Source organism: Enterobacter pseudoroggenkampii (assembly GCF_026420145.1).
In the GTDB taxonomy this organism is placed as follows: Bacteria; Pseudomonadota; Gammaproteobacteria; order Enterobacterales; family Enterobacteriaceae; genus Enterobacter; species Enterobacter pseudoroggenkampii.
Map to the genome: position 1 here is coordinate 1,188,362 of NZ_JAPMLV010000001.1, position 18,791 is coordinate 1,207,152.

20 protein-coding genes are annotated in these 18,791 nt (G+C 53.4%); 4 read left to right on the plus strand and 16 right to left on the minus strand.

Going from position 1 to position 18,791, the window contains the following annotated elements; all coding sequences use genetic code 11:
- Nucleotides 1–146: 146 nt before the first annotated feature.
- Nucleotides 147–485 (minus strand): hypothetical protein, encoded by a 339-nt coding sequence (locus tag OTG14_RS05845; RefSeq protein WP_126328652.1) that lies wholly within the window; start codon nt 483–485, stop codon nt 147–149.
- 173 nt (nt 486–658) lie between these two features.
- Nucleotides 659–886: a hypothetical protein gene (locus OTG14_RS05850; protein ID WP_025910815.1), complete on the minus strand. Its 228-nt coding sequence runs from the start codon at nt 884–886 to the stop codon at nt 659–661.
- 148 nt (nt 887–1,034) lie between these two features.
- Here OTG14_RS05850 and OTG14_RS05855 point away from each other — a divergent pair, with 148 nt between their 5' ends.
- Nucleotides 1,035–1,199 (plus strand): YnfU family zinc-binding protein, encoded by a 165-nt coding sequence (locus tag OTG14_RS05855; RefSeq protein WP_213758942.1) that lies wholly within the window; start codon nt 1,035–1,037, stop codon nt 1,197–1,199.
- A gap of 240 nt (nt 1,200–1,439) precedes the next feature.
- Here the strand turns inward: OTG14_RS05855 and OTG14_RS05860 are convergent, their stop codons facing one another.
- The gene (locus tag OTG14_RS05860) at nt 1,440–1,658 is read right to left on the minus strand and encodes a cold shock domain-containing protein (protein WP_267214716.1); all 219 of its coding nucleotides are present in this window, start codon (nt 1,656–1,658) and stop codon (nt 1,440–1,442) included.
- A gap of 288 nt (nt 1,659–1,946) precedes the next feature.
- Here OTG14_RS05860 and cspF point away from each other — a divergent pair, with 288 nt between their 5' ends.
- Nucleotides 1,947–2,159, plus strand: a complete 213-nt coding sequence (gene cspF, locus OTG14_RS05865; RefSeq protein WP_267214717.1) for a cold shock-like protein CspF — start codon at nt 1,947–1,949, stop codon at nt 2,157–2,159.
- A gap of 51 nt (nt 2,160–2,210) precedes the next feature.
- On the opposite strand, the gene OTG14_RS05870 is transcribed toward cspF, so the two are convergent.
- The 6 genes from OTG14_RS05870 to ydgH form a co-directional block, all read right to left on the minus strand.
- Nucleotides 2,211–2,885: an SOS response-associated peptidase gene (locus tag OTG14_RS05870; RefSeq protein WP_267214718.1), complete on the minus strand. Its 675-nt coding sequence runs from the start codon at nt 2,883–2,885 to the stop codon at nt 2,211–2,213.
- A 421-nt stretch (nt 2,886–3,306) separates the two neighbouring features.
- Entirely contained in the window at nt 3,307–3,567 is a 261-nt protein-coding gene (locus OTG14_RS05875) for a hypothetical protein (protein WP_090417218.1), read from the minus strand.
- A 247-nt stretch (nt 3,568–3,814) separates the two neighbouring features.
- On the minus strand, nt 3,815–4,531 hold the full coding sequence (rstA, locus tag OTG14_RS05880) for a two-component system response regulator RstA (RefSeq protein ID WP_024909333.1): 717 nt from the start codon (nt 4,529–4,531) through the stop codon (nt 3,815–3,817).
- Nucleotides 4,532–4,641: 110 nt separating this feature from the next.
- Complete coding sequence (gene folM / locus OTG14_RS05885) at nt 4,642–5,364, minus strand: dihydromonapterin reductase (RefSeq protein ID WP_061715397.1); 723 nt, start codon at nt 5,362–5,364, stop codon at nt 4,642–4,644.
- A 39-nt stretch (nt 5,365–5,403) separates the two neighbouring features.
- Entirely contained in the window at nt 5,404–6,786 is a 1,383-nt protein-coding gene (locus OTG14_RS05890; protein WP_048991207.1) for an amino acid permease, read from the minus strand.
- 184 nt (nt 6,787–6,970) lie between these two features.
- Nucleotides 6,971–7,915: a DUF1471 family protein YdgH gene (gene ydgH, locus OTG14_RS05895; protein WP_024909331.1), complete on the minus strand. Its 945-nt coding sequence runs from the start codon at nt 7,913–7,915 to the stop codon at nt 6,971–6,973.
- Nucleotides 7,916–8,450: 535 nt separating this feature from the next.
- Between ydgH and pntA the strand changes: the two genes are divergently transcribed.
- Both pntA and pntB read left to right on the plus strand, forming a co-directional pair.
- Complete coding sequence (pntA, locus tag OTG14_RS05900; protein ID WP_024909330.1) at nt 8,451–9,980, plus strand: Re/Si-specific NAD(P)(+) transhydrogenase subunit alpha; 1,530 nt, start codon at nt 8,451–8,453, stop codon at nt 9,978–9,980.
- 10 nt (nt 9,981–9,990) lie between these two features.
- A complete protein-coding gene (pntB, locus tag OTG14_RS05905; protein WP_267214719.1) occupies nt 9,991–11,379 on the plus strand; it encodes a Re/Si-specific NAD(P)(+) transhydrogenase subunit beta in 1,389 nt (462 codons plus the stop codon).
- Nucleotides 11,380–11,502: 123 nt separating this feature from the next.
- On the opposite strand, the gene uspE is transcribed toward pntB, so the two are convergent.
- The 7 genes from uspE to OTG14_RS05940 all read right to left on the minus strand — a co-directional run bounded on the left by uspE (nt 11,503) and on the right by OTG14_RS05940 (nt 18,672).
- Entirely contained in the window at nt 11,503–12,453 is a 951-nt protein-coding gene (gene uspE / locus OTG14_RS05910; RefSeq protein WP_024909171.1) for a universal stress protein UspE, read from the minus strand.
- Nucleotides 12,454–12,562: 109 nt separating this feature from the next.
- The gene (locus OTG14_RS05915) at nt 12,563–12,745 is read right to left on the minus strand and encodes a hypothetical protein (protein ID WP_014883604.1); all 183 of its coding nucleotides are present in this window, start codon (nt 12,743–12,745) and stop codon (nt 12,563–12,565) included.
- Between the two features lie 146 nt (nt 12,746–12,891).
- Complete coding sequence (gene fnr, locus OTG14_RS05920; RefSeq protein WP_006174991.1) at nt 12,892–13,644, minus strand: fumarate/nitrate reduction transcriptional regulator Fnr; 753 nt, start codon at nt 13,642–13,644, stop codon at nt 12,892–12,894.
- 183 nt (nt 13,645–13,827) lie between these two features.
- The gene (gene ogt, locus OTG14_RS05925; protein WP_048991206.1) at nt 13,828–14,343 is read right to left on the minus strand and encodes a methylated-DNA--[protein]-cysteine S-methyltransferase; all 516 of its coding nucleotides are present in this window, start codon (nt 14,341–14,343) and stop codon (nt 13,828–13,830) included.
- Between the two features lie 10 nt (nt 14,344–14,353).
- Entirely contained in the window at nt 14,354–15,880 is a 1,527-nt protein-coding gene (gene abgT / locus OTG14_RS05930; RefSeq protein ID WP_048991204.1) for a p-aminobenzoyl-glutamate transporter, read from the minus strand.
- Between the two features lie 36 nt (nt 15,881–15,916).
- Entirely contained in the window at nt 15,917–17,362 is a 1,446-nt protein-coding gene (locus OTG14_RS05935; protein WP_061715394.1) for a M20 family metallopeptidase, read from the minus strand.
- Entirely contained in the window at nt 17,362–18,672 is a 1,311-nt protein-coding gene (locus tag OTG14_RS05940; protein WP_048991201.1) for a M20 family metallo-hydrolase, read from the minus strand. Before OTG14_RS05940 ends, OTG14_RS05935 begins: the two co-directional genes overlap by 1 nt.
- Nucleotides 18,673–18,791: the final 119 nt, after the last annotated feature.

Consider the following 18,791-nt stretch of genomic DNA (forward strand, 5'->3'; position numbering starts at 1 on the left):
TGCCCCTGAGGAGGATTCATCATAAAACCGAATGTAACAGCAATGCTTAGCAAATGATACAAAATTTACTGATGTGCCTCATGATTTTCTTTCGCAGTTTTCACGGTCACGGTATTTTCAGATGGTGAAGGTTAAAATATCGATGTTCATTTTTTTACTTTAAGTCTTGAAACAAAGGTTAAGGTTTTATCTTCTGGGCAAATCATTAGAAAAATTGCTGTGGGAGACTCTTCTAAACGTGTAATTCCATGCAGCATCTGGTAGAGTCTTTTTTTTAGTTTTTCTGCTCCATCTTTTTCAGACTCCCACTCTAAAACTGCCTGACCCTCTGAACCAATGAATGCATGGGATGGAAGTTTAACGCCTCGGTTTGACTTACTTGAATAGTTTCGGTCATGCAAGAGACCTAAGATAAGAGGATTGATATTATTATCTGAGAATGGGGCTTCAATAACTATTAATACTGTGTAATATAGAATTTTCATGGAAGCCTTATGGTTTCTTCAGCAATAAAGTCATATTGCCATGGTGTTGGATGTACATGTCTTAATTATAAATGTTTGTGTGGGGGTAAAAAAAAGCCTGCGTTAAGCAGGCTATAATAATTAAACGTAGTTATAATAATGATTTCATGAACGTTGGCGTTGAATCCCTTGCGTCAAAGATACTTCTGCGCCGCATCTAATATTTCCTGAGAGGTAAGCTCTCGATCTGATGCCACATAGACCACTTCATGGTCACCTGTTAAAGAGGGAAAACCTGCTGACATTATCTGAAGGTTTATCACTTCTCCATTAGGATATTCTTCGCGTATTGATGTCACACCTTTAAGCACAGTGATAACTTTACTTGGCTTACCATTAAAAAAAATGATTACTTTTTTCATATATCACCATGTATTTTGATGGCTTTTAGCCCCTGCAGGTGTTCGAAAGGGGGCTGTTTGTTCATTTTTTTTGCCTCTATCGAAATTAAAACAAGCATTATACTGACTTAACGTGTACTGTAACGGTCCATTTGAACTGGAGAAGTCTATGTCAGCACGTAAAAACACTCAATTCCGCCGAAATTATTTAGTAAAATGTCCTTGTCCAAACTGCTCAAAAGATTCCGAACATAGTTACAATCGTGTACAAAAGGGGGCTCAATTGGTGTGCCCATACTGCTGTGCTTTATTCAAATCTCCCCAGCGCTTCTAAAAAAATTAAAAAAATAAGAAGTGATGCTTTTAGAGGCTGCCTAACCTCTTACGCACTTTAATATTTTATAAGCAGTTAGCTTCTGCTTTGAGACTGTTCATGCAGCAGTCCTGCATTTCATCACATCGGTCAGCAAACTTTATGGTAAGTAAATATGCTGGCCTGTTGTAATGATGTGCGTAACCGAACAATCACCTTTCACTGATAAAGTCATGCTGGCTTAAGTAAACCATCTAAAAATTATCTATCGCAAAGTGTTACATTGGCAGCGACTGGACCTTTAGTTCCAGCTATGATAGCGAATTTGACTTTTTGTCCTTCAAATAGAGTATCAAATGTTTCTCCCAGCAGGGAAGAAGTGTGAACAAGAACATCTTTACTTCCATCGAGTGGGGAGATAAAACCAAACCCCTTATCTTCGTTAAACCACTTAACAAGACCTATGATTTTAGATGACATACAAACTCAGTTTGAACATTTCAAACTGACAAGCAAGCTCATGATAAGAAACGTATGCTGGTATATGTATGGACTCAAGAGGAGGAGGTATCAGAGATAACACCTGGTTATGAGAACGGCTTTTGGAAAAGTTAGATTCATCATCGCAACGAATCAGCCAAACCATTAAGGCACGTGTTGAATGATTAAGCAAATTTTATTTTAGCCTTCCAGAAGGCCGTTAAAATAGGATTAGCTATTATTAACTAATCCTGTATAGTCAAATCTGGATTACCATTAGGAAAATATTTGTCTCGTAAAATGACAGGAATTGTCAAAAGTTTTGACTTCAAGAGCGGAAAGGGATTGATTATCCCATCTGATGGCAGAAAAGATGTTTTTTTACATGTTTCTGCATTAAGTAATAGTGAAAGCCAAACGTTAAAGCCAGGTGTTCGTGTTGAATTCTATCGTATAAATGGACTTAGTGGTTCGATGCCTGCAAATATATTCCTTTCTTAAGATAAGATAATATTTAACCAAATATAAAGTGCGCATCAAAAGTACGGCAGATTATATATTTGTTTGTTCTATCAATTTTCTCCCCTGATTTTGTACATTTCCAACATCACGGGCCACTGCATGCCAGATAAACATCTCAGCTGGCACAGTGCCGTCGGCTGCGATCTCTTCAGCTTCTTTCCCACCAATATCCTGCCGCATCCACTCACGTGCCGCTTCTGGTGACAAAACAAGTGGCCGGCGGTCGTGAATGTCGACCAGACCTTTATCCGCTGCCGATGTCACTATAAGAAAACCCTCAGCTTCATCACCACGCTCAAATGGTGTGCTGCCGATCGCTGCCATAAATATTGGTTGGCCATTGGCACGGTGAATGAAGTAGGGCTGTTTTTTGTCACCTTCTTTTTTCCACTCGAACCATCCATCGGCGAAGCAGATCGCGCGGCCATGTTGCCATAGAGGTTTAAACATTCTGCTGGTGGCCGCCGTTTCGACGCGCGCATTAATCAGGGGTGCTTTATCCCACCATCCCGGGGCATAACCCCATAATACAGGATCAAGATGTAACTGCTCGTTTCGTTCGCTTAGCAACAGGACCTTCGTGCCTGGAGCCACGTTGTAACGTCCAATCGGCTCAGGGTCGAATGCGATGTCTCGATCGGCTTCATCTGCGAGGTATGCCAGATATTCTTCACGGGTTTGGGCTTGTGCAAAGCGTCCACACATAGAAACCTCCAGCCAGATATCAGACTGAAAGTATAGGGCAGGGAGAAAAAGAGGTGCGCTGGTTAAGTCTTACAAACGAATTCGTGGCGACCATGCTGATCAGATAGAGAGACGTAAAGCAGAGTGTTACGAACCCGGAAGGAGCTTCGCAAAACAGGGGAATATTGGGGGCAAATTTGGGGGCATTTTGAAAGAAGGGACACCGATAGGGGCATCAAAAAGACCGTGCATGTCCGTATATGTCCGTTAAACGTTTCTGGCTAACTCACTGATACCATGACAAATAAAGCCATTTCAATGAGTTGCGAATTTTCTGCACACTAAAACTGCACAAACAGCTTTTTCATTGGATCTCACCGAAGAAACGCTTTGTGCAGAATATACATGAAACCCGCCGATATTTTCATGTCTGTGAAGCGCATTACATCGCGTGCGCACTTCTTTTTACCTTGGCGATGAGTGTTTCCGTTACGGCCAGGCCTTCCGCAATGTGCGTATCAATCACGACAGTTCCAAATTCATTAATTAAATCCAGAAGTATTTCGTAAAACTGGATGAGTTCAAGGAGATCAAAGAGCGCTTTCCGATCGGCGCGTGAGGGAGAGGCATGGCTAAGCGCTGCCTGATTAACAATCCATTCAAGATTGGTTTTGATGGCTTCAACCTGACTGTAGCTATACATATTTCATGGGCTTAAATCCTCATATCAAGATTTTATGGGAGGGGTTTCGTGAGAGCTTCACGGTGAGAAAGCGTTGTAGCCGGGTCAGTGCCAGCTGAAGAAAGGACAGTAGAAGGTTTAATTATGGGATAGTTCGCGTGCTTAGCAAGTTAATTGTTGCGCAAACGGATAAATAAAGGCGCGATAGAGAGGACATCACTGTGTAATGCCTTCATTTCGCGCATGTTATGCTAACCGGATAACGGAATCAGGTTTCCCAGGCGTGGGGGGCAAACAGGTAACCCTTATTACGCACGGTTTTAATGCGGTAGGGCTCTGTAGCGTTATCCTGCAGCTTTTTGCGCAGACGCGAAATCGCCACGTCAACGCTGCGGTCCATTCCGTCATAGCTCACGCCACGCAGATTTTTCAGCAGCGCGTCGCGGTCCATGATTTGCCCGGCGTGCGTTGCCAGCTCCCACAGCAGGTCAAAATCTGCGGTGGAGAGGGCGATAAGCTCGCCAGAGAGCAGCACCTGGCGGTTAATGGGGTCAATAGACAGCGTACCGAAGCGCATCGCTTTGTGCGGCGTCAGAGACGCCGCGGGCGCTTCGCGTTCGATGCTGGCGTGCTGGCGCAAATGGAGGCGCAGGCGAGCGAGCAGGACGGCAGGCGGTGTGGTTTTCAGAATGTAGTCATTGGCACCCATCTCCAGCGACAAGATATGGTTCATATCGCTGTCCAGCGAGGTGAGCAGGACGATAGGGCCCTCCCACCGGGCGCGCAGGTCACGACAGAGCGTCATGCCGTCTTTGCCTGGCAACATGATATCCAGCAGCACCAGATCCGGGTTTTCACGGACGACCACCTCTTCGGCACGATCGCCGCGAGGTTCAACAATGACGTCCATATCATGTTTACCCAGATAGGCGGCGATCAACTGCCCGACTTCGGGTTCGTCTTCAACATAAACAATCTTATTCATACAGCGTCTGTTTTCGTGAAAAAAGCCAACATACACCGCGGAACCTTAACCTTCCATTAATCTTTCAAAATTAACGTCGGTTCCGTAATTCTGGCTGTTATTCGTTTTCACTAGCGCAGCGGGCGGCCGCCGTCCACGGCAAAGGTTCTGCCGGTGACATAGCAGCTGGTGAGCAGGTAATCAACGAGGTCGATGACCTCTTTCTCGCCAGGGGCGATTTTCATAAGCGACTTATTCAGCGCCTGCTGGCGATACTCCGCATCATCGTTTTCGTTAAACAAAATCATCGCCGGGGCGATGGCGTTCACCTTCACCTCGGGCGCAAGCTTGCGGGCAAACGAGCGCGTCATATTATCCAGCGCGGCTTTGCTGGCCGCGTAGGCGATGTGCTTGTCGCTTCCGCGCTCCACCACATAATCAGTGAAGTGAATGATGTCGCCCGCAGCATGCCCATGGCCGCGCAGCAGATCCTGCAGGGCGTGGTTGAGCAGATAAGGGGTATTAACGTGGATCTGCAACATGGCGGAGAGCGTTTCGCTGAGTGACGTACCGGGTTTTTCGGCACGCCATGCGCTGGCGTTATGGATCACAGCGCGCAGCCCCGTCGTGGTGGACTTCACCTCTTCCGCGAAAGCCAGAATGCCTTCATCGGTTGAAAAATCAGCCTGAATGCAGACCGCTCCGGCTTTGCGTAACCCTTCAATCGACGGGTATTCCGTACGGTAGCTGACAATGACAGGATGGCGAAGGTTGAGAAAGTGATGGGCAAGAGCGAGGCCGATACGGCGGCCTCCACCGGTAATCAGTATTGGGCGAAGCGGTGCATTTCCCATCGTATTCTCCTTTACAGTTCAACAATGGGAAAGGCGATGCTATCCCATTAACATCCAGGTTGCCGGCAGGGCAGCAACCAGTAGCAGTCCAATTAATGCCATCTCACGGCGTTTCAGCGCATTCTCCAGCTGATGCGTGCGGCGGGCGTAGATAAACACCAGCAGACCCGGTGCGTACAGCACTACCGACAGCAGCAGATGCATAGGTCCGGAAGCATACAACAACCACAGGCCGTAAATACAGGCTCCGACACCCACGACATAATGCGCCGGGCGTGTGGCAATTTTTAACAGATACGCACCCACTAAGAAATAGGGTACCAGAATCATCTCCGAGGCGATGGTCAGCAGCGTGTTATAGTCTGAACCTGTGAGCCAGATCAGCACCAGGCAGACCTGAACGCTGATGTTGGTCAGCCAGAGTGATGCCGACGGCGCGCTGTTTTTGTTTTGACGGGCGAACAGGCGTGGAAACGCCTTGTGCGTCGCGGCCAGGAACGGCACTTCAGCCGCCATGATGGTCCAGCTCAGGTAAGCGCCGCAGACGGAGACGATCAGTCCTGCGGCAATCACCACATCGCCCCAGGGACCGAGCATTTTCACCATCAGGCCTGCCATTGACGGGTTACGCATTTCCGCCAGCTCAGGACGCGCCACCACGCCCAGCGACAGCAGCGTCACCAGCAGATAGACCCCGAGCGCGGCCAGTACGGCCAGCAGCGTGGCGCGGCCCACATCGCGTTTATTCCGCGCACGGGCAGAAACCACGACTGCACCTTCCACACCGATGAACACCCACAGGGTAATCAGCATCGTGTTTTTCACCTGCTCCCAGACGGGAACACCCAGCGCAACGCCGCTGAAATCGAGCTTGAATACGTCCATACGGAACGCAATAAAGGCCAGAATAATAAACAGGCCGAGCGGAACCAGTTTCGCCAGCGTCGCCACCAGGTTGATGCTGGCGGCCGTTTGTACGCCGCGTAATACCAGCCAGTGGACGAACCACAGCAGCACCGAGGCGCCCACAATAGACTGCCAGGTATTCCCGTCGCCAAAGAGACGCAGCTCTGGCGTATCGGTAAAGAAACTGAGCGCCGAGAAGACGATCACCAGATAGGAGACGTTGGCGATAACGGCACACAGCCAGTATCCCCATGCGGAACAGAAGCCAATCAGCTCGCCGAAACCTTCACGTGCATAGGTGAAAATGCCGCCGTCCAGATCCGGGCGAATGCGGGTGAGGAGCAGCATGGCGAAGGCCAGCAGCAGTATTCCGACACCGGTAATGCCCCAGCCAATGATGAGCGCGGAAGGGCTCGCAACGGCCGCCATATTTTGCGGCAAACTGAATACGCCTGCACCCAGCATTGAGCTTAAAACGAGTGCAGTCAGAGCACTCAGGCCAAGTTTCTTTTCCATTGGCTTCCTGTTATGAAAGGTCAAAATCCAGAATAATTATTTCGCTCAGGCGCATAAAAATGGTGGATCACACTAAGGCGCGGGATTTTACGGAGTGTAACGAAAGCATGCAATGACGTGTGGCAGAAATTCAAAAAAAGTAACAAAAAAGGCGGCATTGCGCCGCCTTTCGTAAACGATTTTGTTACTTGTACAGATCGGCGCTGATGGTCACGTTATTACCACGTTCCTGCCACTGGCGGGTGATGTGGTAGTACTTCGCCCCTTTCTTAGCCGCACGCTTCGCGACCTGGTAAGAGACTTCCGTCATGTTGCCGTAGTTGCCGGTAAACTTGATGCTGTCGAACGGCACCATCTGCGCTGCAGTGGCGTTGTTCAGCTCTTCAATTTTGGTACCGTCCGGCAGCGTAACGGAATAGCGGCCACCTTTCGTGGACTGCGTTTCGAAGAAACGGCCCACTTCAGCGCTTGGGGCAGCCGTCGTTGCTACGCCTGGAATTTCAACTTTCTTCGCTTCTTCGCCGCCTTTTGCTATTGCCGCGCGACCTGCTTCTGAATTCGCCGGGATGGCATCCGGGCTCTGCAGAACACGTTTTTTCGCATCTTTTTTATAGATGAACGCGGTAATACGCTGGTTGCCACCCTGGTTAGCATCGACCTGACGCACGATGAAGAACGAGTAGGCCCCTTTCTCTTTCGCGGCTTTGGTGATGGCATCGTTCACTTCAGGCTGGCTGCGATAGAAGCCCTGAACAGTGACGGTGTCGTAAGGTTCCAGCTCAATCGCCTGATCTTTCGGCAGTTCAACAACACCGTTGATCACGCGGTTTTTCGGTGCGTCAGCTTTTGGCGCATTGTCTTTGAACAGCGCAATGGTCACGCGCTGGTTACCGCTGTTGCCGTAATCGGACTGGTCAACGACATAAAACGAGGCAGCCCCGTTTTTATCAGCAGCTTTTGATGCCGCGGCGACGGCGTCGCCAATAGAATTATAACGACCCACAATGACCGTATGGTCAAAAGGTTTTAACGCTGCCGCTTGCTCCGGCGTTAACTCTGTTGCGGCATTCGCAGACAGGGCGGTCGCGGAAAGAAGTGCGGACGCCAGGAGTGTGTTCTTAAGCTTCATAAAAATGATCCTTCGCCTTGCGCAAACCATGTACTGGTATTGTTGTTAATTTGAGACGGTCCCGATTATTGCATTTAAAACCCGTCGCTGTCTGCGCCATTTTTCACTGCCCGTGCTTACTGAATCACCTTATTCGATAACATTTAGTGATATGTTGAAAAAACACGCGTTTGACAAGTAAAACTGATAAAGCATATGACTTTTACAAGTTAATTTAATGTTAACAAGTTGTTCTCTTATGGCGCTATATCATGTTTTTACCGCTTCGTTTGCGCGATTTATCGGTTCTGGCGATGAATTTAAGGTAAATATCACTGTCAGTGACGCCGATCGCTTATTTTTCACAGATAAAGTAAGAAATAGTGTTTTCTGGCGGTAGATCACGGGCGCTATTTTCAGTAGGTTATAGACAGTTTGTTACTGTTTTATTTTCCGGGGTTAATCATATCTCGTCGCTCGCGCGATGGCGAAAATTGATACAAACCGCGGGCATTTATCGATAAACCATCATCAAAAACCGATGGAAGGGAAAACTATGCGTATTGGGGTACCAAAAGAACGGTTAGCCAATGAAACCCGCGTAGCGGCAACACCGAAAACGGTGGAGCAACTGCTTAAACTGGGTTTTACGGTCGCGGTCGAAAGCGGCGCAGGCAAACTGGCGAGTTTCGATGACGAGGCCTTTATCCAGGCTGGCGCAGAAGTGGTCGACGGTGCTGACGTCTGGCAGTCGCCGGTGATTCTGAAGGTCAACGCACCGGAAGAGAGTGAAATTGCGCTGCTGAATCCGGGGACGACCCTGGTGAGCTTCATCTGGCCTGCGCAAAACCCGGAGCTGATGGAGAAGCTGGCGGCCCGTGGCGTGACCGTGATGGCGATGGACTCCGTGCCGCGCATTTCGCGCGCGCAGTCGCTGGATGCCTTAAGCTCCATGGCAAACATTGCCGGCTACCGCGCCATTGTTGAAGCGGCCCACGAATTTGGTCGCTTCTTTACCGGTCAAATCACCGCCGCGGGTAAAGTCCCTCCGGCGAAAGTGATGGTGATTGGTGCGGGCGTAGCGGGCCTTGCCGCCATCGGTGCGGCAAACAGCCTGGGCGCTATCGTACGCGCCTTTGACACCCGTCCTGAAGTAAAGGAACAGGTTCAGAGTATGGGGGCCGAATTCCTTGAACTGGACTTTAAGGAAGAGGCAGGCAGCGGCGACGGTTACGCGAAGGTGATGTCCGAAGCCTTTATCAAAGCCGAAATGGAACTCTTCGCTGCCCAGGCGAAAGATGTCGACATTATTGTCACCACCGCGCTTATCCCCGGTAAACCGGCACCGAAGCTGATTACCCGTGAGATGGTTGACTCCATGAAATCGGGCAGCGTGATTGTCGACCTGGCCGCCCAAAACGGCGGTAACTGTGAATATACCGTACCGAATCAGGTGACCACGACCGCTAACGGTGTGAAGGTGATCGGCTATACCGATCTGCCGGGCCGTCTGCCAACGCAGTCTTCTCAGCTGTACGGCACGAACCTCGTCAACCTGCTGAAGCTGCTTTGCAAAGAGAAAGACGGCAACATCACCGTCGATTTTGACGATGTAGTGGTGCGCGGCGTCACCGTGGTCCGTGAAGGTGAAATTACCTGGCCTGCGCCGCCTATTCAGGTTTCTGCTCAGCCTCAGGCGGCAGCGAAAGCGGCGCCCGCGCCTAAAGAGCCCGCCAAACCGGCTTCTCCGTGGCGCAAATACGCGATCATGGCGCTGGTGATTATTCTGTTCGGCTGGCTGGCTGACGTCGCGCCGAAAGAGTTCCTCGGCCACTTTACCGTCTTCGCGCTCTCCTGCGTCGTAGGCTACTACGTGGTGTGGAACGTCTCCCATGCGCTGCACACGCCGCTGATGTCGGTAACCAACGCCATCTCCGGGATCATCGTAGTGGGGGCGTTACTGCAGATTGGTCACGGCGGCTGGATCAGCTTCCTGAGCTTTATCGCGGTGCTGATCGCCAGTATCAATATTTTCGGTGGTTTCACCGTGACTCAGCGCATGCTGAAAATGTTTCGTAAAGGCTAAGGGGTAGCATATGTCTGGAGGATTAGTGACAGCCGCATACATTGTTGCTGCAATCCTGTTTATTTTCAGTCTGGCGGGGCTTTCCAAACACGAAACGTCTCAGCAGGGGAATAACTTTGGTATCGCCGGGATGGCTATTGCGCTGATTGCCACCATCTTCGGGCCGGATACCGGCAACGTGGCGTGGATCCTGGTAGCGATGATCATCGGCGGCGCGATTGGTATTCGCCTCGCGAAACGCGTTGAAATGACCGAGATGCCGGAGCTGGTCGCTATTCTGCACAGCTTCGTGGGTCTGGCGGCGGTGCTGGTGGGCTTCAACAGCTACCTGTATCACGAACCGGGCCTGGAACCGATTCTGGTGAACATCCACCTGACGGAAGTGTTCCTCGGTATCTTCATCGGTGCGGTGACCTTCACCGGTTCTATTGTCGCGTTCGGCAAACTGCGCGGGAAGATCTCCTCTAAACCGCTGATGCTGCCAAACCGTCATAAGCTGAACCTGGCGGCGCTGGTCGTGTCGTTTGTACTGCTGGTGATCTTCGTGCGTACCGAAAGCGTCGGTCTGCAGGTGCTGGCGTTGCTGGTGATGACCATCATCGCGCTGGCGTTCGGCTGGCACCTGGTGGCGTCCATCGGCGGTGCGGATATGCCGGTGGTTGTCTCGATGCTGAACTCCTACTCCGGTTGGGCGGCAGCGGCGGCAGGCTTTATGCTGAGCAACGACCTGCTGATCGTCACCGGTGCGCTGGTGGGTTCTTCCGGTGCGATCCTGTCTTACATCATGTGTAAGGCGATGAACCGTTCGTTCATCAGCGTTATCGCCGGTGGTTTCGGGACCGATGGGTCTTCTTCCAGTGCGGATGAAGAAGTGGGGGAACACCGTGAAATTTCTGCGGAAGATACTGCAGACATGCTGAAAAACTCGCATTCCGTGATCATCACTCCGGGCTACGGCATGGCGGTGGCGCAGGCGCAGTATCCGGTTGCGGAAATCACCGAGAAGCTGCGCGCGCGGGGTATTAAGGTTCGCTTTGGTATTCACCCGGTGGCAGGGCGTTTGCCTGGCCATATGAACGTGCTGCTGGCGGAAGCGAAAGTGCCTTACGACATCGTGCTGGAAATGGACGAGATCAACGATGATTTCGCCGACACCGACACCGTGCTGGTCATTGGCGCCAACGATACCGTTAACCCTGCTGCACAGGACGATCCTGGTAGCCCAATCGCCGGTATGCCGGTTCTGGAAGTGTGGAAGGCGCAGAACGTGATTGTGTTTAAACGCTCCATGAATACCGGCTATGCCGGGGTTCAGAACCCGCTGTTCTTCAAAGAGAACACCCACATGCTGTTTGGCGATGCCAAAGCCAGCGTGGATGCGATTCTGAAATCACTCTGACAGGGTAAAGCCCGGTGGTGCAAGCTTACCGGGCCTACCAAACCCGTAGGCCGGGTAAGGCGAAGCCGCCACCCGGCAAAAAAAAACCGCCGGTTCCCCGACGGTTTTTTTTCATCTTGCTGGTTAATCGTCTTCCGGATCGTCCAGCTCAACCGGCGTCTGGTACTCATCCGGCTTAATGACCAGCAGGTCGCAGCGCAGATGGTCGATTACCTGTTCGGCGGTATTGCCGAGGAAGGCGGCAGAAATACCGGTCCGGCCAATGGTGCCCAGCACCACAATCCCCGCCTGCAGGTGTTCCGCCAGGTCCGGGATCACCTCTTCAGGCAGTCCTTTTTCCACGTGGGTCATTTTCTCATCAATGCTGAATTTCTGGCGCAGCGCTTTCATGGCCAGCAGGTGCTGACCGCGGATCGCGTCGTTGTACACGCTCGGGTCAAATTCAGGCAGCTCAATGGCAATGTTAATCGGGGTGACCGGATAGGCGCCCACCAGATGCACTTCGGTATGATTCACCTGATCGGCAAGCTGGAGGGTCTCCTTCACCAGCTTCTCGTTCAGCGAATTGTGGTAATCCTCTTCGCTCGCGAGGTTTACCGCCACAACGGCTTTTCCGCCTTCAGGCCACGGCTGGTCTTTCACCATCCAGACCGGGCAAGGGCATTTACGCAGCAAGTGCCAGTCGGTCGGGGTGAAGATCACGGATTCCAGCTTGTCGTGCTGGTGCGCCATCTTCAGCAGCAGGTCGTGCCCACCGGCGACAATCTCCTGGATGATGGCTTCGAAAGGTCGGTTATGCCAGACCACTTTAATATCAATGGGCACACCCGCTTCCAGGTAATACTTCGCCTGTTCACGGATCCACGCGGTACGCTGGCTGATGACGCCCTGACGCATAGCGGTGCGCTCGTCAGGCGACAGAAGGGTGGTCATCTCATACGAGAAGTCATAGATCGGCAAAAACGCTTTGATTTTGCCACCAATCCGTTGATGTAAATACACAGCACGTCGTAATGCCGGCTGATCGTCCTGATTCGGATCGATAGCTACCAGCATGTTTTGATACTTGGCCATACAGGTCTCCTTACTACTGTCACCACAGTCTGTAATTAAAAGAGTAACCTATATATCCTGAATGAAACAGAGGGGAGGTTTTGCCAGATCAATAATTCATGAAAATTTATCAGAGGAAAAGCACTGTGGTCGTCACCGCGATAAACGCAATAAACAGCAGCACCATCACCGCTATCGCAAAGGTCGTGGAGTCCTGAACGTAGGTTTTTTCCTCCCCCTTCATTGGGCCGACAAGCATGATCCAGATGAAGATAAAGGTCACTGAGGCGATCACGACTGAAACGAAAAACAAACTTTCTCTCAATTCATAACCTCAACGAGAACCTTTCGGGCGCTGTGTGGGGACGTACTACGGTGAAAATATCTTGAAACGAAAGTGATTATACCAGACCAATAAATCACAAGAATTTATCAGTCTGGTCATCAACAGGTGGAAAGTTATGCCACGTTGCGGGCGTGCCCGGCAAGAACGGCCAGCGCTTCACCGTTTTCGATAGTGATGTATTTACCTTTAACGGCCAGCATCCCGCTCTTCTGGAAACGACCCAGCAGACGGCTGATGGTTTCCACGGTCAGACCCAGGTAGTTACCGATATCGCCACGCGTCATCGTCAGACGGAATTCACGCGGCGAGAAGCCACGCTCGGCGAAGCGGCGGGAGAGGTTGTAGATAAACGCGGCCAGGCGCTCTTCTGCATTCTTTTTGGAAAGCAGCAGGATCATGTCCTGATCGCCTTTGATCTCACCGCTCATCAGACGCATCATCTGCTGACGCAGGTTAGGCATCTTACCGGAGAGATCGTCCAGGGTTTCAAACGGGATTTCGCAAACCATCGAGGTTTCGAGTGCCTGAGCAAAGCTCGGGTGATGGCCCGTGCCGATGGCATCAAAGCCCACCAGGTCGCCCGCCAGATGGAAGCCGGTGATCTGCTCATCACCCTGCTCGGTGATGGTGTAGCTCTTGATGGTGCCAGAACGGATAGCATAGAGCGATTTCAGTTCGTCTCCCGCTTTAAACAGCGTCTGCCCTTTCTGAATAGGCTTTTTGCGCTCGATGATATTATCAAGCTGATCGAGTTCATGCTCATTCAGGGTAAACGGGATACAGAGCTGGCTGATGCTGCAATCCTGGCAATGGATAGCACAACCGCCAGACTGAATGCGTCGTATAATTCGCTTTTCCGGGATCATAGGTTTGCTCAAGCCTTAATTGATATTGGTCAATTTTAACATCTTTTTGGTAAGTACGTAAGCCTGACAAACCCTCAATAAGGACAAGAGACGACAATGCGTCGCCATCTTCTTGAAATTCCACAGCTTGATTATGGATTTTTAGCCTAACCGGTAGAAAATTAAGCACAAAAAGCCTGGGAACTAGAGCAAAAGATACCCTTCGTGACGCAGTAACCACTCTTTTCGCTGCACGCCACCGGCATAGCCGGTCAGGGTACCGTTGCGGCCAATAACGCGATGGCAGGGCACCACGATGCTGACCGGATTAGAGCCGTTCGCGGCGCCTACTGCGCGTGCGGCCCCTGCGCGGCCTAGCTGCTCCGCAAGCTGGCCGTAATGCATGACCTGCCCGCATGGAATCGAACGTAGCGCCTGCCACACTTCGCGCTGAAAAGGAGTGCCTGCCGTGGCGGTCGGCAGAGTATCGATGATGCTGAGATCGCCTTCGAAGTACGCTGCAAGCTTGTCGCTCAGCCCGCCCGGATTGGTGGCGCGGATACGTTCATATCCCTGTGAGCGGTAGTGAATCGCAAGCAGTTCTTCCATGCGGTCGCTGTGCTCTTCCCATTCGACGGCGCGCAGGCAGAACTGCTCGTCCGCGATCACCCACAGCGGGCCGAGCGGCGTCGCAATCTTGTCTTCGAGTAATCTCAGCATCCTCATTCCTTTAGTTCAGCCTCGGGTAAATCCCCGGTCCAATCGGCAGGCCGACAAGATACCATGCCACCAGCATCACCAGCCATACCCCTAAAAAGATAAGCGGGTAGGGTAAAACCAGCGAATAGTAGGTACCCAGTTTGGCCTCGGGTTTATAGCGCTGCAGGAAGCCTAAAAACAACGGAACAAACGGCGAAACCGGCGCCAGCGGAATAACCGAAGAGTCCGCGATGCGGAACAGGATCTGCGCGAAAGCCGGGTGGAACCCCAGCATCATAAACATCGGTACGAAGATCGGGGCCAGAATCGACCAGATGGCGGAGCCGCTGGCGATAAACATGCACAGCAGGGATGACAGCAGCGCCAGGCCGACAAACGCCGGTACGCCGCTTAATCCGGCAGCCTCCAGCGCGTCGGTCAGGCCCACGGCCATAAACTTGCCCATGTTGCTCCAGTTAAACATCGCCACAAACTGCGCCAGCGGGAACACCATCACGATAAAGCCCGCCATCTCCTTCATCGGCTCGATCATCAGCTGCGGCAAATCGCCCTGACGGCGGATTTTGCCGGTAGCGATACCGTAGGCGAGCGAAACGACAAAGAAGAAGAGGATAATCAGCGGCACAATGCCCTGAATAAACGGTGACGGCAGGACCGTATGTTTAACCGGATCGCGCAATATGCCGTTTTCCGGGACCACCATCAGCGCCACCAGCGCGATAAAGGCCAGCGAGACCACGCCAGCCACGCGCAGGCCGAAGCGCTGCTCTTTGCTCAGGGTCTCCAGCTTTTCATCGCTACGGCCTTCCCATTTGCCCAGGCGCGGCTCGACGATCTTATCGGTAATCAGCCCGCCGACAATCGTCAGGACAATGACCGAGCTTGCCATAAAGTACCAGTTGTCGATCACGCTGACGTGCATAGCCGCATCAATGGTCTTTGCCGCCTCCGTGCTGATGCCCGAGAGCAACACGTCGGTGGTGACGATAAGCAGGTTAGCGGTGAATCCGCAGCCCACCCCCGCAATCGCCGACAGCAGGCCCGCCACGGGATGACGACCGACGGCGAGGAAAATCAGCGCTCCCATCGGCGGCATGATCACCAGCGCGGCGTCGGAGGAGATATGGCTGAAGAAGGCGATAAACAGCACCATGTAGCTCGCGTACCGCGCGCTGACGTGGGAAGCCATCTTCACCATTAATGCGGGCAGCAGGCCAACGCGTTCTGCCAGCCCGGCACCCAGCACAAGCGCCAGAATGGCGCCCAGCGGGGCGAAACCGCTGAAGTTTTTGATGACGTTAGGTAAAAACCAGTGCAGTCCGTCAACGCTGAGCAGGTTTTTCACCGCCACCAGGCTGCCGTCAGCCGGGCTGCGCACGCTCACGTCAAAGGCGGAGAGCACGGCGGTGGCGACCATCAAAATCACGATCAGATAGATAAACAGCAGGAAAGGGTGCGGCACTTTATTGCCGATCCTTTCAACCCAGCCATAGAGCTTACCGGATGGGGAATGCGAAGGTATGGATGACATACTCATGGGCGTTCCTCGGGAGTGTTGTGTTGTTGTGTTTTTTTATTTTAAAGGTGACGGTGTCACGCCCTGTGGGATCGGACACGCGTACGGTTTTTCTTGTAATTGTTGTTCGAACTCTTCACGGCATTTGTTCAGCAGCGCTGCGTCCAGCAGCAGATTGAGCGCGGTCGCACCCATCACTTTTCCGGCCAGCAGCATGCCTTTGTGAGCAATGGAAGTACGCCCCTGGGACACCAGCTGCCAGGTGTGCAGCGGCGTGCCGACGGTAAAGCAGGGGCTGAAGCACTGGGCGACCGGCATTTTCCAGCTGACGTCGCCCACGTCCGTTGAGCCCGCCAGCACGTTGTCGGTAATAGCGTAGGGCGCGACTTCATCCACCAGCAGCGTCGCCTGATGACGACGGGCAAAGGCTTTACCCGCTTCGCCACCCGTGGCGGCAATATTTTTCAGGCTGTTTTGCAGATCGTTCGGCGTCAGCGTGGCGCGGATCTTGCGGGCAAACTCGCGCTCCTCGTCGGTCCACTCCGGCGTGCCGTAGTGCTGCAGGGCGCGATACATCGCCGCCTCAAGCGTGCGGTTCGGCAGATAGCTGGAGCAGGCTTTATCAAAGCGGCATTCGACGGTGGTTTCGGTCATCAGCGCCGCGCCCTGGGCGATTTTCTCGATGCGCTCGTAGATCTGCTGCGCATCCGCCATCTCCGGGGCGCGGATCAGGTATAGCACCTCGGCCTGCGCCTGCACCACGTTGGGCGAAATCCCGCCGGTATCGGTAATGGCGTAATGGACGCGTGCTTTCTCGATAATGTGTTCGTTAAGGAAGTTGGTGCCGGTGGTCATCAGCGTCACGGCGTCCAGCGCGCTGCGTCCCAGATGAGGGGAGTTGGCCGCATGTGCCGCCACGCCGTGAAAACGCCAGGCGGCCTGAATATTCGCCAGCGTGCTGACGTTAAACATCCCGGCAAAGGCTTCCGGGTGCCAGGTGACGGCGGCATCGACGTCATCAAACAGCCCTTCGCGCACCATAAAGGTTTTCCCGGAGCCGCCTTCTTCGCCGGGACAGCCGTAAAAACGCACCGTTCCGCTGCCGCCGTGCTGCTCCAGCCAGCTTTTCACCGCCACTGCGCCCGCAAGCGCCGCGGTGCCTAAGAGGTTATGCCCGCAGCCATGGCCGTTGGCTCCCGGCGTGGCAGTCTGCGCGGTCGCGCAGTGTGCCTGCTGGCTTAACCCGGCCAGCGCGTCGTACTCGCCCAGCAGGGCGATAACCGGTTTCCCGCTGCCGAAGCTGGCGATAAACGCGTTGGGGATGCCGCCTGCCTCGCGGATCAGCGTGAAGCCTTCTGCTTCCAGCTCGCTGGCCAGCCGTTCGGCGGACCAGAACTCTTCAAAGCGGGTCTCGGGACGATCCCAAATCGCGTCGGCAATATCGGTTAACGTCCGACATCGCGTGTCGATCGCATCGGCAATAAAAGCGTAGTTCTCCTGCATTACACACCTCGCGTCCACGGGAAATTGAGCGCAGTTCGCGCCAGCGTTTCGATGGCGACAGGCATGACCTGCTCATCGAAGTCGAATTTTTCGTTGTGATGTCCGGCGCTCAACTCCGTGCCAAACACCATATAGGACGCCATACCGCCGTTCTGCTGCACGCGGGCCATCATCAGCGTGGCGTCTTCGGAGCCTGCTGGCGCCTTCACCTTATTGATGGCGTGAACAACCCCGGAAACCTGACTCGCCTGCTCGCGCAGATAATCCACCCAGGCCGGCGTCGGTGCGCTGGAGGTGGCTGCCCCCATCAGGCGCACCTCGGCGCTCACGCCGTAGAGCGCCGCCGCGCCGGTAATCACCGCCTGCGCGCGTTCAAAGACATACTGATTAATCGCTTCGCTTTCACCGCGGGTTTCAACCTTAATCAGCGCATTCGCGGGCACCACGTTGCGTCCGCTGCCCGCCTGCATCACGCCGACGTTTACCCGGGAGGCACCTTCGCTGTGCGGGGCGATGCTGTGCAGGGCGAGGGCGGCCTGCGCGGCGGCGAGCAGGGCGTTACGACCGTCCTCCGGCTTACCGCCCGCGTGTGCGGCCACGCCGGTGAAGCTCACGTCGAACTTGGTGGTGGCCATAAAGTTATCGCTGCCGCAGATCACCGTTCCGGCAGGCACGCCAGTACCAATATGGATAGCCGTGAAATAGTCCACGTCGTCCAGCGCCCCGGCGGCAACCATGGCGCGCGCGCCGCGCGTACCTTCTTCGGCGGGCTGGAAGATCAGCTTGATGGTGCCGTTCAGCCGGGCTTCATTCTGCTTAAGCACCTGCGCCAGCCCCAGACCAATGGTGGTGTGGCCGTCGTGCGCGCAGGCGTGCATCATTCCCGCGTTGCAGGAGGCAAACCCGTCGCGGAACGGACGATGGCTGTCGTCGAGCGCTTCGCTTAAATCAAGGGCGTCCATGTCGACGCGAAACGCCAGGGTTGGGCCAGGGCGGCCGGTATTGAGGGTCGCCACAATGCCGGTAAAGCCGCCTTCAAACGGCGCCAGCCATTTCTCAGGCGCGCCCTGCGCCCGCGCGCGGGCAAACTCATGCGCCAGGGTAGCGGTATCGGGCAGCCCCATCCGGCTTTCGGCATCGACCACGTCGCGACCCATCGCCAGTTCGTAACCCAGCGAGTCCAGGATTTCCGCGACTTTCGCGGCGGTACGAAACTCTACCCAGCCGGATTCCGCGAAATGGTGAAAATCACGACGCCACGCGCTCAGCTGCGGGGTTAACGTCTGGATGTACTGTGCCAGTGTGTCCATATCTGTTCCTGTCATCATTAAAATATGTGAACTGCTTCACGATGTGATAGTTTTTACTTATCACTAACCGATTTTTCACAGTTTTAACCGTTCAGGAATTACCCTCGCACATCCCTTTC